We start from the raw sequence: 16,926 nt of genomic DNA on the forward strand, positions 1-16,926 counted from the left end.
CCTTGAACAAATTTTTTAGGTGGCGGAGTATTTATCAGCCACCACTGCAAGTCAATCCCGCGTCACAGAATCAGAGCGAGAAACATAAGATTCGGTAGGCGCCTCGACCTCTTCGCAGGGATTGAACACAATCTGCTCTCCTGCACCTGTCAGCAGCCCAATGGTCGCCGGGGAACCGTCCGGATATAGTAATACCTCACCAACGGCACTGGCGTTCACTAAAAGCTGGGGGCTACCGTTGTCAGGACGTCGCCTTTCAATACGCATGCGCTTTCGGCGCGTGAAAATATTGAGGGGTGATTCTGGCCAGAATAGCTTGCGGTCAAACCATTCAAAAACGGACAAATAGGGTTCAGGGAACTGATTGCGAAATCCGCTACACGTAATTTGCCAAATTCTTGGGCTGCCTTTACGAAACCGTATACGAATATCGTACGCAAAGGAGTAATGAACATCTCCCGATAGGATAACGAAGTTTTTCGGTGTTTTGGGGTGTTTGAAGATGTTCAACAGTGCATTGGCAGAACCTGGATGCGCCATCCAGTTTTCTGAATCAGTCGCCAGAGGGTGACCACAGAAGGTGACAATACGCTGAAGCGTTTCAATGAACTTTACACCAAACATCGGCGCAGGCGACACGACCACGACAGCATCGGCGTCGATGACGTCTTGCTGAAAATCCATGAGGGATTCCCAGTCCATTAATCCTGACGGTTTATTGCTACTGGACTCAGATCGCCACCTCCGTGTTCGCGTGTCTAATACAACGACTCTTGGAGTGGTGGGAAGCGTGTAATGCCAATGCTCAAAATGAAGAATTAGCTGGTTAACTTCGTTGAGGGAGCGCGGTGTGGGTTCCGCCGCGAATTGGGTAATGGTGTGCCAAAAGCCCGAATCAAATGCGTTTGGGTTGTTTCCCCAGCCTTGACAGAAGAAGTATCCAAGCATGGCATTGGTCAAGATATTCTGCGCCAAAGGCGATTCATACACCGCCCGCTCCCAGCCGACAGTCAGGTTAAAATCATCAGTAACATCGTGATCGTCAAAAATCATGTAAGTAGGAATATGCGCAAATAAGCGCCTTACATTTTTTAACCCTGAACAGAATTGAGAAAGTTCCTGTTTCTCTCTCGTCCATCGCAGCTTATGTTCATCACTCAGTCCCTGCATAGCATCGGCGTCAGGAAGGGGAATATGAGACCACAATGAAGGTGACCACACCAAGATATACATTGCGATGAACTCGTTGAAGCTGATCAGGTGGTTTTCCGTGGTATTGGAACTGAAAACAGGTTCAGGGGCTGATTTGAGAAGACGCTTGATCAGCCCATGGTTCACCGTGGTATATGGTAATCGCTCCGTGCGCCCGTAAAGAGGCATGATGTCGGGTACTAATTGACTGCAATGCGTGATGGTGTCGTCGTCAAGCGCTTGATCACGAAGTCCAAGTATGTCGATAGCTTCTCGAATCGCGTACATCATTGGACCGCAGACATCATCGGCGTAGATTTGATCGCCACCCATGATCAGAAGATCTGCGCGATCTTGGACTGTGATTGCATTGTATTTTGTATCGAGAGCCACGAGTGCGTCATCACATCGATGATGAGGATGTCGACATGAACCATGTGCGATATTTTCAGCGCGTGTTGAAATCACAAATGTTGGACGTTTCTCATCGGAGTACCGCAGACCGTCGATGTCCGTCAATAATGAACCTTGGTCAGTCAGAATGTCATATTGGAGTGGGGTATCAATCGGAAACCCTGCGCTTTTGGGGCTATTTTTATCTGGAGTTTCAGCTGCTGTGGCGTTGTCGCGTGAGAATTGAGCGAGCACAATAAAACATTGCTGCCCAAGTTGAACTTGCTTATGAGCGCTGAAAGAGGCACGAAAAATGGTGTGCTCACTGTCTGGTGAATACAGTGCAAACTCTGCGTCGAGTGGCGCAGAGGTGACTGCCCAAACACAAAGTTCATGTTGAGTGGATCTTCTTATTATAGGCCCAGCTAAAAACAGGGGCAGCGACGTTGACATGTCAGACTCAGTTATTCAGTTCTAATCTCCTTACTCTACGCGGCGGGAAACAGAATTTGTAGCTTCACAAGTGTAAATCGATGCAAATTCGTTACTTAAGCTTATGGGAATTGGGTGTTCTACCCACTAGGGCCTGCCCCGTTAGGCTGTTTGCATTATTTAGCCAGAGTGCAGCCATGACTTCTTCATTTATGCCCTCTAGCGCGTCCGAAAGTGCAAATTGGGCTTGAATGTGGTTTTGGTGCGCGGCAAGACTTAAGAAATAGATGCCTTTCTCTGTATCCTGATCTGTAATAAATCCATCGTGAAGCATTTTACCTAACGCATATTGCTCTACAGGACTATTGCACAAGGCCAAATCTAGTACCCATTTGAATTCATCGTAGTCTATACCGTGCGTCAACTTCTCACTCTGATAAATGCTACTGGCGTTAAGAGCATTGAGATCAGGCGTGTCGTTACAAAAGTCGAGGTAGAGTGTCGACAGTTCGAAGGCGGTTTCTTTGTTCACTGCGGTCACAAAATAGGGCAAAGCCATGTCGCAATTTTGTCTCGGTGAGGCGCCGTGCTGAAGTGTTTTCCAACCTTGATAAAAATCGCTATTAAGAAAAGCCGTTGAATAGTTTTGTTCTGTTGGACATTCGGTGACCAGCGGGAGAGTCTCATCAGAACAACTGGCTGTGCTGGCGATTAACAATGGAAGCAACCACTTCATACTTCGCTCCTTCATACACAAGCAATCTCAATATGTTTGCTCAGCGAGAATGTGTTGTCAGGTAAGCCGCGCCAAGCAGATACGCCAACAATTCCTTTGCAGTATATGAACAGAGGCTTGTTGGGTTGCGTAGCAAAGTTAGGACTTTTCGGAATGGGTTACGCGCTTGCTCAAGAATTGACACAATGATATTGATGTAAGAAGAAGAGACTTCCTTCGACGGTAAATAATGGAAGAGATGATGAAACAAACAAAGATTCGTTGGGGCATGATTGGATGTGGAAGTGTTACAGAGCGCAAAAGCGGCCCTGCATTCTGGCAAGTTGACGCTTCGTCGCTAGACTTAGTCATGGCGCGCCGTGAAGAGCAAGCGAAAGACTATAGTGAGAGACATGGTATTCCTCAATACACAACTGACGTCGCTGAACTGATCAATCATCCCGAGATTGATGCCATTTATGTAGCGACGCCGCCGGATAGTCATCGTGATTACGCCTTGATGGCTGCAAAAGCTGGAAAGCCCTGTGTTGTGGAAAAGCCGATGGCACTGACGACAGCAGAATGTGATGAGATGATTGCTGCGTTTGAACTGGCTAATGTTCCTTTGTTTGTGGCCTACTATCGTCGTTCGCTTCCTCGCTTTAAAACAGTAAGTGAATGGGTTAGTCAGGGTAAAATCGGCAAGGTTCGTCATATCCATTGGACGTATCATCGATCGCCAAACCCTGACGATATTGCTGGCGAAACGAATTGGCGAGTCAACCCTCGCCAAGCGGGTGGCGGCTACTTTGTGGATCTTGCTAGCCATGGTTTGAATCTGTTCCAACAATGGTTTGGTGACATAACATTGGCGCAGGGTATTGCGGTTAATCAGCAAGGTTACTATGAGGCGGAGGATGCGGTATCTGCGTCTTTTGCGTTTGAATCTGGGGTGCTGGGTTCTGGGTATTGGAATTTTGCAGCCGCTACACGAGAAGATCGTGTGGAGATTATTGGAAGTGAAGGTCGCATACTTTGTTCAGTCTTTGGTGATGAAGCCTTTGTGTTGGAAGGCGTCGAGTCGTTGACGTCACTACAAGAAAATCCGGATCCCGTTCAGTATTTTCATGTGGAAAACTTGGTGAAGCATTTAACTGGGCGAGAAACGCACCCAAGTCTTGGAAAGAGTGCGCGAAATACAACGTGGGCCATGGAGCAGATTCTATCTAAATGACGCTGGATTTCACTTTGATCGGGTTGATATGGCTAGAATCGGTTATCAATTAGCCACTTGACTCAAAAAATGCGGCGTATTGTGAATTAGTGCTTGCAAGCCTAGCGCGCATTTCCTAATATCAACCTCGTTCTCAGGAACGCACAATTCCCCCTTAGTTCAGTCGGTAGAACGGCGGACTGTTAATCCGTATGTCGCAAGTTCAAGTCTTGCAGGGGGAGCCAAATWTAAGAAACYCGCCTTCATGGCGGGTTTTTTGCGTTTGGGCGATCGCAACGCGATTTGTCGCAAGCCTAGGCGGCCCYGTTAAGTCTTGCAGGGGGAGCCAAATWTAAGAAACCCGCCTTCATGGCGGKTTTTTTGCGTTTGGGCGATCGCAACGCGATGTGTCTATGAATTTTCCGTTACGGGTTAACGGCGGTGGCCTGTAATGTTATATTATAACATTGCGCTCAAGAAAAGCCTGATGGATCATGCTGCTATTGCTTCGAAAAGTATTACTGCCTCTATGTCTTGCTGTCCTTTTGGGTTGGCAAGGCTTTGTGTTTGCAGAACATCAAGCTAGTCACCAACATACATTCCAATCTGATAATCATTGTGCGCTATGTGCGATAGGCCTCCCTTTTACTACTACTGATAATGCCGTTATTGCAGTGGTGAAAGCCGCTGGTTATGCCTCCTTCGACATTCCTTGTTATCTTCCTCAAACCCTCGCGTTGACTCCCAAAGCGCGCGCCCCTCCGCCAGTGTCTCCAACGTTGATATAGAAACTCATTTTTAAAACTGGAGATAACATGCGTAATAAAACTTGTTTTGCGCTCAGTGCAATTGCGTTGGGTATGACGGCTTCTGTGGCTGCGAAAGACGGCGATTTCATTCAACACGACTCTCATCAACATGGTGTTGTTGAATGGCATATGGCTCAGGATGGGAGTGATTTTTTGGTTGAGATCACCGCACCTGGAAGTGACATTGTAGGGTTTGAACATGCGCCAGACAATGGAGAGCAGGAAGCGGCAATACACAAGGCTATCGACATTCTTAAAAAGCCAGACACTTTGGTGGCGTTGAATGCATCCGCCGATTGTAAGCTGGTCGAAACGCGAGTGACGCAAACTCTCGATGACCACGATGACCACGATGACCACGATGACCACGATGACCACGATAACCACGATGACCACAAAGATCATGACCATGATGAACATGCTTCGCACGAAGAGTATCATGATGAACATGCGGATCACGACGACCACAAAGATCATGACCATGATGCACATGCTTCGCACGAAGAGCATCATGATGACCATGCGGATCACGATGACCACAAAGAGCATGACCATGATGCACATGCTTCGCATGAAGATCACCACGACGAACATGCAGATCATGATGACCACAAAGGGCATGACCACGACGGCCATGAAAAGTCAGGCTCATCACATGGTGAGTTTTCGGCTCAGTACACGTATCACTGCGGCAGTCCCGCAAACATAGAGACAGTAGTAACTGACTGGTTCACAGTGTTTGAAAAGACTGAAAAAATCAGCGTTCAAGCCATTACAGATAAAGGTGTTTTGGCGACAGACCTGACTTCAACATCCAATACCATTCGTTTTTAGCTTTGGGGTGGCCTCATTATTGGGGCCTTAAGATATAAAATGCTATTGATTGAAAATCTATGCTTTAAATGGCCAAGGCAGGCCGAGTGGCAAATTGATATTCCTCACTTTGAAGTCAAACAAAATGAGAAGGTATTTCTTAAAGGGGCAAGTGGCTGTGGCAAGTCGACGTTACTTGGGCTGATCGCCGGTATAAACGTGGCTGAATCGGGCGTATTGCGTATTTTGGATACCGATCTATCGTCGATGAAAGGTGCAAAAAGAGACGCGTTTCGAGCTGATCACTTGGGCTATATCTTCCAGCAGTTCAATTTGCTGCCATACCTTTCTGTGTTAGATAACGTGACGCTGCCTTGTCGATTTTCTTCAAAAAGAAAGCAAAGAGTTGAGGTCAAGCTAGAAGAGGAAGCAACGCGTTTGCTGCGCGCCTTAGCTTTGCCTGACTCGTGCCTCAATAAGCCAGTGACCGAGCTAAGTATTGGACAGCAGCAACGTGTTGCCGCTGCTCGAGCATTAATTGGACGTCCGGCATTGCTGTTAGCGGATGAACCAACCTCTGCGTTGGATCATGACAGCCGTAATGCGTTTATTACGCTGTTGATGAAAGAATGCGAGCGTGCAGGCACCAGCTTGCTTTTTGTTAGCCATGATCACACGCTTGAATCCCATTTTGACCGCGCCGTGTCTCTGACTGACATTAACCGTGGTGCTATGCAAACGGAGGTGTTGTAGATGGCTATTTTCCGTCTGGCGCTTCAAAGCCTTAACAACCGCAAAGCCACGGCCTTTCTTACCATTTTGACCGTCGCCATCTCTTTGCTGCTGTTGTTAGGTGTAGAGCGTGTTCGAACCCAAGCAAAAGAGAGCTTTGCCAACACCATTTCTGGTACTGATCTTATTGTGGGAGCACGTTCAGGTCAGGTGAATTTGCTGCTCTATTCTGTGTTTCGTATCGGTAATGCAACCAATAATATTGATTGGTCTAGCGTGGAAGAAATACAGCGTAATCCCGCAGTGGCATGGACCATTCCAATTTCGCTTGGAGATTCGCACCGAGGCTTTCGTGTGGTAGGAACTACAGGGGAGTATTTTGAGCATTATAAATATGGTAATAAGCAGCCTATTTCCTTTTCTGAAGGCCAGCCGTTTGAGAGCCTGTTCGACACAGTGATTGGCGCAGAAGTCGCGGCAAAGCTTGGCTATAAAATGGGCGATGACATTGTGATTGCGCACGGCCTGTCAGACGTGAAGTTTAGCCGTCACGACAATTTGCCATTTACCATTACAGGGATTTTAGCGCCAACCGGAACGCCGGTTGACCAGAGCGTACATGTTTCTCTTCCCGCGATTGAAGCCGTGCACGTCGGATGGGAACGTGGTGTGCAGATTGGCAATGGGGTGAACGCTCAAAACATTGACCCTGACAAACTCGAAACAGAGCAAGTCACAGCGTTGTTGGTTGGTTTGAAAAGCAAAATTCAAACCTTTGCTCTGATGCGAACCGTCAACGAATATCCAAGGGAGCCATTAACCGCCATTATGCCCGGGATTGCGCTACATGAGCTTTGGGGGTTAATGTCTGTGGCAGAGCAAGCGCTGTTAGTGGTATCGGGATTTGTGGTGATAGCGGGTTTGTTGGGCATGCTTTCCAGTCTTCTTACTAGCTTGAATGAACGTCGACGAGAAATGGCAATACTGCGGGCTATGGGCGCTAGGCCTGCTCATATCTTTGTGTTGTTGGTGAGCGAGGCGGTATTCTTAACACTGCTGGGAATTATATTGGGTGTACTCGCACTGTTTGTCATTCTCGGCGTCTCTGCGCCTTATGTATTGAGTCAGTACGGGCTCCAACTTTCTTCAACATGGCTGAACACACAAGAACTGACATTGATTGGTATTGTTTTGATCGCAGGCTTTTTAGTGGGTGTATTACCCGCACTGCGCGCTTACCGCCAGTCACTCTCTGATGGAATGACGATACGGATATAACATAATGAAAAAATGGTTTTTACTGTTGGCAACTTGTTTGCCCTTGTTGGCGCAAGCCGACGATACATTGACCCTTGATTGGATTGACCTGATACCGGAAGCAGAGCGCAAGATGTTTGCTGAAAATGGTATGCCCATGATTGATCACAACGGTGACGTCACACAGCAAAATTTAGTGGGAAATATACGTGAAGAACTAAACAACAGTCAGGTGAAAATTCCTGGTTTTGTTATCCCTCTTGAAGGAGACGCCAACACAGTGACCGAGTTTTTACTTGTGCCATTTTTTGGCGCTTGTATTCATGTGCCACCGCCACCACCAAACCAAATTGTGTACGTGAAATTTGAAGCGGGCGCACCAGTGCAAGAGCTTTGGGATGTGGTTTATGTGGTCGGTACGCTCAAGACACAAACTGTTTCGCACGACATCGCCCAAGCGGGTTATTTGCTTGAAGGGGTGACAATAGAACCGTATGACGAATAAGTGATTTGGCTCTTGTATGATTAAATTAAACCGCCCGTGCTAGGGCGGTTTTTTGTTATTACTCGCTAACTTTTCACGTTTATACGTTCAGGTTTGGTGTCAACGAGGGTGGGTTACTCAGATAGCCCATCTCGCGAGAGACTGCGCTTAACATTTGAAAAGTAGACTGTCTGTGCGGGAACGCTATCGACATTATTTTCATTTTTATAGCGAGATAGAAAAGAGCGATAAAGACCATATTTGAAATACACGTAGGAGGCATCCATTGTTGCTCCTTCATAGTTTACTTTCTGGTTGCCATTTACCCACACTCTAAAAAAGCCAGTTTGGTTATTCTCCCAGCGTACATTAACTTCGATTCTATGCCAGCGACCACGAAGCTTGTTTTCTTCGATAAGCGGATAATAGTGACTGCTGTGCCCCATGACTTGATTATCTAAGTGATAACCACCTTTGCTGTTTTGGAACATCCAAACGGGGTGAGAATCTTTTTGATGAAACTGGCCGAGGGCAACTTTTGTTGGATACACATTTGGGTAGTCCTTAGGAAAGTAGATCGACCAGCCGTACCAATATTCGCTATGCAGACCGGTTGATTTGTTGGTTTCTGAACGCTCACTTCGTTCTCGGTCGTTCTGGCAATCATTCCATCCAGAATTAAAAGAGCAATCACCAGGACGTACATCGAAGACGTCGATCATTTTTGTCGGTGCCGATCCTGTCGTGTCCGGTGAGATACGATACCCATGTTCAGTGGTACTCAATGAGCGTTGAAATAAATCAAAACTACCCGTTTGAGGTAAGTGATTGTTATTGGTGAGGGAAACACAACCACTGACAAGCAAGCTCATGAGTGGTGGGATCAATTTTATGTTGAAAACCATATTCATACATAAAACTTAGCCGCTGTTTGGCGGTGTGTCTTGCTAGATCACGAGTGCTGGCCGGGAAAGAGTGTATGGAGTGTGCTGTCTATCCATAGCATGACGTTGTCCCAGCCGCGTTTCTTCGTCTTAATTGCACTGAGAGTGAGAAGGGGAGGGCTAGAGAGTTCATTCAGAGATAACAACTTAACCGTACTTTCGAGCCAATCGTGGTTGGCGACGTGAGCAGGTACAAATGCCCAGCCGACTCCCCGCATAACGAGGTTAGCAATGTAAAAATAGCTATCAATATGCCAATAACGTGGCGAGAGGGGTTGCTCTTGGGAATAACCCAAACGGTCACGGATGGCGAGTTGGCGATGCTTTACGAGGTCATCTTCATGTGGGTGCTCAATGTCAGAAAGCGGATGGTCGTACGCTGCAATAAGCACCTGATTAACCGTGGTAATGTCATACCAATCTAAAGACTGTGTAAGTGGTTTTACGCGGAAGATAAACCCCATATCAGCTCTGCCTTCGCTCACCCATGTAGAAATGTCGTCTTGAGAGCCGTTAAGAATCGTCACTTTTAATTCGGGAAAGTGTTCGGCCAACATAGTAAACAGTATCTCAAACGTCTGCATGGGGACGGCTTCGTCCATGGCAACGGTAAAGGCGACGGGATCTCCCTGTGTGACGGCCATAGCGCGCGAATTCATGCGTTGGCACTGCTGCAGGATGGCTTTTGCATCCACCAACATTTCTTTACCGGCTTCAGTTAGCACAGGAAGCTTTGCGCTGCGGTCGAATAAGTCGAATCCAAGGTCGACTTCCAAGTTTGCGATGGCAGTGCTCACTCGTGATTGTGCCTTACCCAGTTTACGTGCGCCCGCCGAGAAAGAGCCTGCTTCTGCTGATTCTACAAAGGCTTTGAGCTGTTCAAGTGTCCACTGCATCGTGATGTCCAACCTATCCGTTTTTAGGATTGATTGTAACTTTTATCTATATCAAAACAACGTCAAAATCGCGCCTGTCTCTTTTTCCCTTTTAAAGTAGTCTTTTATGCATGCTATTGAACCAAAACCAAGTGAATCAATCACGAAAACGTTTTGGCGTTTTACTGTCCCTGCTATTGCGGCAATGATCGTTAACGGGCTCTATTATCTCGTTGACGGTATTTTCATTGGTCACTTTGTGGGAGCAGAAGGCCTAGAGGCGGTGAATATCGCATGGCCTGTCATCTCCATTGTGGGCGGCGCAGGCCTGATGATCGGCATGGGCGCAGGGAGTCTTATCTCTCAATATCGCGGTGAAGAAAATTTGGGTGCGGCTAGAAATGCGATGGCGACAGGTCTGTGGTTGACCGCTCTGTTTGGCGCATTGTCTTCGCTGTATATCTTTTTGCTTGGCGAACCGTTGGTTCAACTCCAAGGTGCAACGGGGCTTGCTGAAGGCTATGCCGTAGATTACTTATATACCTTTGCGTTTGGAGCTGTGCTCACGGTGGCGGCTTCTGCTTTACCTTTTTTGATTCGAAATGATGATAGCCCGATCGTCGCGACTGCCATGATGGTGGCTGGTGCACTAAGCAATATTGCGATGAACTATGTCTTCATTGGTGTATTGGGGTGGGGCCTAAAAGGAGCTGCAATGGGAACCATTGCGGCGCAGTTAATCACTGTCGTTATGGCGTTTGTTTATCTGTTTTCCAAGCATTCGGTGCTTTCAATATTTAAGCACCCAGCGAAGGGTAATTTGTCTGATGCGAAACAAACTATCGTGTTGGGTAGCTCGTCGTTGGCGATGTTTATGTATTACGGTGTGCTGGTTGCATTCCATAATAAGCTGTTTGTGATCTATGGTTCAAATGTCAGTGTGGCGGCGTTTGCGGTTGTTGGGTATTTGATGACACTTTACTACGTGGTCGCTGAGGGCATTGCCGAGGGCATGCAACCACAAGTCAGCTTTTATCATGGTGCGAAACAGTACCAAAATATTGCTAAAGTCGCGAAGCTTGCGACTATCGTGTCGTTAGCTGGTGGTGTGGGCTGGTTAGCAGTGCTAAACGTGTTCCCTGATACTGTGATTGGGTGGTTCAATTCAGGTAACACCGCGTTGATTCAAGAGGCGACAACCGGCATTCGTTTGCATCTGTCTGCAATGTATCTGGATGGGCTTATCATTCTCGCATCCATGTACTTCTTGTCTGTCGGAAAGGGCGGAACATCCTTAGCTATCTCCTTGGGCAACATGTTTATTCAACTGCCATTTTTAGCGGTATTGCCAAGAATGTATGGTGTAGAAGGGGTGTGGATGTCAATGCCACTGTCTAACGTGGTGCTCGCATCTGTAGTGATACCCATTATGTGGCGACATATTCTTAAGCAGCAACCTGATAAAGATTTACCCAATTTGGCTGTCGCATAACGACATCGGAAAAATGAAAGGGAGCTGTCGCTCCCTTTTTCTCAATGAGTCATCCTCTTTTCTAAATCAGAATTCTCCCCACTCTATTTCATCGTCATCGTCATCTTCTTCTTTTTGAACTCGAATTGGCTTTTTGGGGATTGACCTCTTTTGGGTCGATTTAAACGTCGGAGATTTAATCTCTTCTTTCTTGCCTGTGATGGTAAAGAATTCAACGATAGAACTCATATCTCGAGCCTGTGACAGCATACTTTCGCCCGCTGTGGTTGCTTCTTCTACGAGGGCGGCGTTTTGTTGGGTCATGTTGTCCATTCGGGTAACCGCAATATTAACTTGTTCGATGCCTGAGCTTTGCTCTTGCGCAGCAGTGCTGATATCAGACATTTTGTTGCTGACTTCTTCGACCATATTGACGATTTCTTGCAAGGTATCCCCTGACTCAATGACCAACTCGGCCCCATCTTCGACCTTTTTATTGGTATCACGGATAAGCTCTTTGATTTCTTTTGCCGCTTCTGCAGATCGCTGTGCCAAGCTCCTCACCTCACCTGCAACGACTGCGAAACCACGGCCTTGCTCTCCTGCTCTAGCCGCTTCAACGGCGGCATTGAGCGCGAGTAAATTGGTTTGGAAAGCAATTTCATCAATCACCCCAATAATGTCTGAAATCTTGTTACTCGCACCACTGATCTGGTCCATGGCAGTAATGGTTCTCATGACGACATTGCCACCTTCTCGGGCTTTGATTCTGGCATCTTCACTGAGTTTGTTCGCCACTACTGCATTTTCAGCACTTTCTTTCACCGTGTCAGTCATGTTTTCCATACTTGATGCGGTTTCTTGCAATGACGTGGCTTGGTCTTCAGTGCGTTGACTCAAATCGCGATTGCCAGATGCAATCTCATTGGACGAATTTGTAATGGTTTCGGATGCTCGACGAATATCACCAATCACCTGAGTGAGCTTATCAATACTGGTGTTAGCATCGGCTTTTAGCTGGCCAAATCGGCCACTGTAATTTTTCTCGATGCGCTGTGTGAGGTCGCCTCTGGCCATTGCTCCCAGCATTCGCTGCATATCTTCCAGCGCCGTATCAGTATTGGTGGTAAGGGCATTGAGACCTTGAGCGAGTTTGAGCGTAAAGCCTGATTTCTCATCGAGCGATAACTGCTTGGAAAAATCGCCTTGTGCGGCAGCATCGATCATGGTGTCTATTTCCCGCTCAATAGCAACTTCATCGGTGCGATCTGTCCACTCAATGACAGTGCCTATTCTATCGCCCGTCTCATCGATAATAGGATTGACAGAAATTGCCATCATGCGACTGCCAACCGACAATTCAAGCGAATGTGTGTTGCTTAAATTATCGAGTATTCCACGTTGGTGTGATGGGTTTTTGTGGAAAAAATCGATGTTTTTACCCAGTATTTCGTCAGGATTGAAATAGGGGATAACTTGTGTGAAATCGTCCTTTGCTTCATTGAGCAGCGTTTGGTATGCGCGATTGAGGTAGATAATATTATAATTTTGGTCGGTTATCATCGTGTTGGTTGAGACGTTGTCGAGTGCTTGACGGACACGAGCATTTTCTTCTGCTTGAAGTTTTGTATCTCGTTCCAGTTCAGTTTTCATACGCTCTGAAGCTTCAACGTTTTCCAACGATGTGTTTGTAGCGAGTTTAATAGAGAGTAAATCGCCTTTAAGATCGGACTCTATTCGATGGCTGAAATCACCTTCGGCAAGGCCTTCCATCACTTTTTTGATATCGCAGATGGCTGCCTGCATGCTGTTCATGAGGGTATTGAAGGCACTGGCAGACTGGCCAAGCTCATCCTTGCTCTTCACTGCAACCCTTGACGAAAAGTCGCCTGACAGTGCCACTGCCTCTAAATTCTGCGTCAGGGTGAGTATGGGCATGGTCACTGATCGGGTAACCAAGAGCGCGATCACACTGACTATCATTGCACCGACAAGCAGTGCGATACCAATCATCCACTTAAGCGCAATGATTTGACCGAAAGCTTCATCTTCATCGATTTCTGCGATCAACGCCCAATCATTCTCACCAAACTTGATGGGGGCGTAAGCAGTTAAAACTCGGATGTCTCTGTAGTCCAGAACCACGTCGAAGCCGGTTTCATTGTTGAAGGCTCTTTCGGTTGCTAGTGTTTTCACCATTCCATTTATAGGGTTAGAAAAGGACGCAATAATTGAGCGAGAAGTGCTGTCTAGATATGAGTCAGAGCGCATTAAAAAGTCAGGGCCCACCAGATAAGTTTCCCCCGATTTGCCCATCCCTGTACGTTGCAGCATGATCTGATTGATCTCATCCATCGACAGTTGAAGTGCAGCGACGGCCAAAACATTGCCACTCAAATCGGTTATAGGAACGCCAATCAGCGCAATCGGCGTATTGTCTAGAGGCTCGTAACGCTGATAATCCTGTATAATCAACGTGTTGTTTGCGATAACATCTTTATACAGCTTTGCCAATGGACTGCTTTTTAATGGGCCAGAATTGAGGTTGGCGCCTAAGTCACTGTTTCTCTTCGCTGTAAAGACAACATGTCCCGTATCTGCTTGAATGATAAATACATCTGAATATCCATATAGATTGATGAAATTTGTCAGGGTTTTACCGTTACTCTCCCAGATATCTTGGTACTCATAGGTATCGGTTGGAAATACTTCGTTTTGTTCTACCTCTTCATCGCTCGCGTAGAATTGAAGTAATTTTTGAATTCTTTTTGTGTCTTCACTTTCTGCTAGAACCTGAGTGTCTTTAATGGCTCTTTCAAAGTATGAAAGGATTTGATCTTTCTTCACCTCTCGCATACTCACAAGTTGTGCGAAAGCCTGATCTTGTAGCGCAGAACTTGATTGCGAGAGCGCTAAATAACCCACGATCAGTATTGGCAACACACCAATGAGTAAGAAGATCATAAGAAGTTTGATTTTTAGCTTTGAAAACATTCGATACCCTTTCTCACTAAAGAGGGACTGCAAACCGCCGTCCCCGTTTTATCCCATGACTTTTTCAGCCAACAGAATTTTTACTTTGTTGACCAGTGTGTTGGTTTGAGGCTGATTTCCCAAAGTGGAATATTTGCCATTTTGTATGGCGAGTAGTTCACTTGTTTGTTGACGGCTAACACTTTGTTTGGCGTAGGGACAAACAACATGTAGCCATTGTTATAAGCTCTACGCATGATTTTTTCGGAAATAGCGTCAAATTCAGGTGTGCCTACGGACTCTTTGAACATTTGTTCGATGTAATTGTCCATGGTGTTGTCTTGAAAAATCGTGCTCCATGCATTGTGGGTGCGGTAAACGAAGAATGCTGACCAAGGGTGGTTGTAGTACCAATCGTCGTCGCCCCACACGAGCAGATCCCAGTCTTCCGTATTTTTTCTTGCATTGGTCGTGAGCAATTGACCAAACACATCTTTTTCACTGTTAGTGATGTTGAATTTGAGTTTGACGCCGACTTTTCTTAGGTCACGGTCGATGCCTTTCCATATGTACATAAACCGATCTTGGGTATAGACGTTCAGTTCTAGTCCATCGAGGGTTTTCTTGAGTTCGTCGCGGATGGCTTTTGGATTTTCTACTTCAGAATAGGCTTTGAGGTTCTTCACGACTTTGTCGACGCCGGGGTAGAGCGGAGCTGCCAAGGTTGGGCTGATTTGTCCTTCGCCTTGATAGCTTTTTTCAAGCAGTCTTCTTTGGTCTAGCGCCTTATTGAGTGCAACACGTACTTCTTTGTCTAACAGTCGTTTGTTGCCTGTACGCATATTGATATGAATAGCGATGTTATTGGTTGAAGGTGCTGATACTAACTTGGCGTATCGGGATTGAAGAACGCGTTCTTTTTCAGAGAAAGGGATTGGCATAATGTCGAGAGCATTGTCTTTGTCGAGAGTCATCTCGAGCGCCTTTTTAGAATCAAGTTCAGTGAAGACAGTCACGGTCTCAATTTTCGGGTATTCGGGGTTCCAATAATTCGGATTTGCCACCAAAACGGCTTTGGGTGTTTGACGATCCCCTTCAATGTAGCCTTCTTTGAGGATGTATGGCCCCAAGCCATAAGGACCAGGCTCAGCGAGATTTGGGCAGGTCGCTTTGCCATTCCAACCAAATTTCTCTAGATAGGTTTCTGTGTAGAACTGAATCCAAATGGCGTCATTGAGGAATTGGCCATACTTTTCTTTCAAATGAAAGCGCACGGTGTAGTTGTCCACCTTCTCAGCTCTGTCGAACACCGTATCTATTTTGGTGAACAAAAACGGCGCTTCCTTGAAGTACTTCATGTTGAGCAAAACTGCATCCGCATTAAATGGGGTACCGTCTTGAAACTTTACGCCTTGGCGAAGCGAAAATTCATAGGTGGTGTCATCCACTTTTCTGTGTGAGACCGCCATGTCGTAGTCCCAGCCGCGGTCATTGTCGGCGGGCCGCAAGAGGGCGCTATTAATTGAGTGAGAGATATACAAATAGGGCAGGCTAGGAATGAATACATTCAACTGTGAACCTATCGTTGGGGCAGACCATGCCAGTGTTGGAACAAACAAAGATAAAAATAGGCTTGTCGTGATGAATGAATGTAGACATTTCATATCAAATACCTGACCAGGGTTGGGATTAAGCGTTGTTGAACAACGACGATTCTTTAAAAAAGTGTAGTTAATCAATGACTCATTTATGAGGCTGATGACTCAAAATTAGACGTCTTATTCGTAATGGTCTGAATTTAAAGATTTTATTTCCATGTTATTATCGAAGGGTTATGGCGTTAGTGGCTGGCGGATTTCTGTCTGTTTCCGAGTGCATGTTTCGGAGATCTGAAAAGTAATACGAGTAGTAAGTTGCTTAAACGTTAAGATGAAAATCAACGTAAAAACAATCATTTTGGAGAATGGTATGAAGCTACTGGCTTTCGCGGCATCGAGCAGTAAAAAATCAATCAATAAACAATTGGTGACTCATGCGGTGAGTTTGATTGATGGTGCCGATTCTGAAATCTTGGACATTAACGACTATGAACTTCCGTTGTTTAGTACTGATAGGGAAGAAGAGCTCGGTCATCCGGAAAAAGCACAGGAGTTTTTCAACAAGATTGGTGAGTGCGATGCGTTGGTTATCTCGTTTGCAGAGCACAATGGATCGTATGCGGCGGCATACAAAAACCTGTTTGATTGGGCTTCTCGCATTAACCAAAAAGTGTTTCAAGGCAAGAAAATGGTGTTGCTATCAACCTCTCCAGGGCCTGGCGGTGCGAAGAACGTATTGGCCGCGGCGTCTGCGTCTTGTCCCCATTTTAATGGCGACTTAAAAGCGTCACTTTCCATTCCTTCATTCTTCGATAACTTTGATAGTGAAGCTGGCGTGTTAAGCAACGATGCGCTATCTGCGGAATTAGCCGAAGCGATGAACATGCTTCGTTAACAGAAAATGATATACCCAAGCATCTTGTTGTTGCTTGGGTATAGATCTTATCGTTTAAGCTGGCTCGAGTTTTAATTATGTCAGCTTCAATAGATCATCCCTGTCTCACTTCCCGCACCGCAATTGATTGG

At 46.3% G+C, this 16,926-nt stretch carries 14 protein-coding genes and 1 tRNA gene; 9 read left to right on the forward strand and 6 right to left on the reverse strand.

Annotated features, from left to right (window positions below; translation table 11 throughout):
• Window positions 1-51 precede the first annotated feature (51 nt).
• Window positions 52-2,037 carry a metallophosphoesterase family protein gene (locus L4D06_RS13545; protein ID WP_429739943.1) on the reverse strand — a complete coding sequence of 662 codons (1,986 nt, stop codon included), beginning with the start codon at window positions 2,035-2,037 and terminating at the stop codon, window positions 52-54.
• A 91-nt stretch (window positions 2,038-2,128) separates the two neighbouring features.
• Window positions 2,129-2,752, reverse strand: a complete 624-nt coding sequence (locus L4D06_RS13550; protein WP_274164558.1) for an SEL1-like repeat protein — start codon at window positions 2,750-2,752, stop codon at window positions 2,129-2,131.
• Window positions 2,753-2,993: 241 nt separating this feature from the next.
• Between L4D06_RS13550 and L4D06_RS13555 the strand changes: the two genes are divergently transcribed.
• The 7 genes from L4D06_RS13555 to L4D06_RS13585 all read left to right on the forward strand — a co-directional run bounded on the left by L4D06_RS13555 (window position 2,994) and on the right by L4D06_RS13585 (window position 8,060).
• A complete protein-coding gene (locus tag L4D06_RS13555; protein WP_429739945.1) occupies window positions 2,994-3,965 on the forward strand; it encodes a Gfo/Idh/MocA family protein in 972 nt (323 codons plus the stop codon).
• Between the two features lie 148 nt (window positions 3,966-4,113).
• Window positions 4,114-4,189, forward strand: a tRNA-Asn gene (locus L4D06_RS13560).
• Between the two features lie 249 nt (window positions 4,190-4,438).
• The gene (locus tag L4D06_RS13565) at window positions 4,439-4,732 is read left to right on the forward strand and encodes a hypothetical protein (protein ID WP_429739947.1); all 294 of its coding nucleotides are present in this window, start codon (window positions 4,439-4,441) and stop codon (window positions 4,730-4,732) included.
• 27 nt (window positions 4,733-4,759) lie between these two features.
• Window positions 4,760-5,587, forward strand: coding sequence for a zinc uptake protein ZrgA (gene zrgA, locus L4D06_RS13570; RefSeq protein ID WP_429739949.1), 828 nt, complete (start codon window positions 4,760-4,762; stop codon window positions 5,585-5,587).
• 39 nt (window positions 5,588-5,626) lie between these two features.
• Window positions 5,627-6,319: an ABC transporter ATP-binding protein gene (locus L4D06_RS13575; protein ID WP_429739951.1), complete on the forward strand. Its 693-nt coding sequence runs from the start codon at window positions 5,627-5,629 to the stop codon at window positions 6,317-6,319.
• Window positions 6,320-7,576: an ABC transporter permease gene (locus L4D06_RS13580; protein WP_274164554.1), complete on the forward strand. Its 1,257-nt coding sequence runs from the start codon at window positions 6,320-6,322 to the stop codon at window positions 7,574-7,576.
• Between the two features lie 4 nt (window positions 7,577-7,580).
• A complete protein-coding gene (locus tag L4D06_RS13585; protein ID WP_274164553.1) occupies window positions 7,581-8,060 on the forward strand; it encodes a DUF3299 domain-containing protein in 480 nt (159 codons plus the stop codon).
• Between the two features lie 113 nt (window positions 8,061-8,173).
• Here L4D06_RS13585 and L4D06_RS13590 read toward each other — a convergent pair whose 3' ends face one another.
• Both L4D06_RS13590 and L4D06_RS13595 read right to left on the reverse strand, forming a co-directional pair.
• Window positions 8,174-8,950 (reverse strand): heparin lyase I family protein, encoded by a 777-nt coding sequence (locus tag L4D06_RS13590; protein WP_429739954.1) that lies wholly within the window; start codon window positions 8,948-8,950, stop codon window positions 8,174-8,176.
• A 41-nt stretch (window positions 8,951-8,991) separates the two neighbouring features.
• The gene (locus L4D06_RS13595; protein WP_274164551.1) at window positions 8,992-9,879 is read right to left on the reverse strand and encodes a LysR family transcriptional regulator; all 888 of its coding nucleotides are present in this window, start codon (window positions 9,877-9,879) and stop codon (window positions 8,992-8,994) included.
• Window positions 9,880-9,985: 106 nt separating this feature from the next.
• Here L4D06_RS13595 and L4D06_RS13600 point away from each other — a divergent pair, with 106 nt between their 5' ends.
• Window positions 9,986-11,350: an MATE family efflux transporter gene (locus tag L4D06_RS13600; protein ID WP_274164550.1), complete on the forward strand. Its 1,365-nt coding sequence runs from the start codon at window positions 9,986-9,988 to the stop codon at window positions 11,348-11,350.
• Window positions 11,351-11,416: 66 nt separating this feature from the next.
• Here L4D06_RS13600 and L4D06_RS13605 read toward each other — a convergent pair whose 3' ends face one another.
• Complete coding sequence (locus L4D06_RS13605) at window positions 11,417-14,323, reverse strand: methyl-accepting chemotaxis protein (protein ID WP_429739957.1); 2,907 nt, start codon at window positions 14,321-14,323, stop codon at window positions 11,417-11,419.
• Between the two features lie 80 nt (window positions 14,324-14,403).
• A complete protein-coding gene (locus L4D06_RS13610; protein ID WP_429739959.1) occupies window positions 14,404-15,966 on the reverse strand; it encodes an ABC transporter substrate-binding protein in 1,563 nt (520 codons plus the stop codon).
• Window positions 15,967-16,270: 304 nt separating this feature from the next.
• Here L4D06_RS13610 and L4D06_RS13615 point away from each other — a divergent pair, with 304 nt between their 5' ends.
• Window positions 16,271-16,795: an NADPH-dependent FMN reductase gene (locus tag L4D06_RS13615; RefSeq protein ID WP_429739961.1), complete on the forward strand. Its 525-nt coding sequence runs from the start codon at window positions 16,271-16,273 to the stop codon at window positions 16,793-16,795.
• Window positions 16,796-16,926: the final 131 nt, after the last annotated feature.

The organism is Enterovibrio makurazakiensis (assembly GCF_050336585.1).
GTDB lineage: Bacteria > Pseudomonadota > Gammaproteobacteria > Enterobacterales > Vibrionaceae > Enterovibrio > Enterovibrio gelatinilyticus.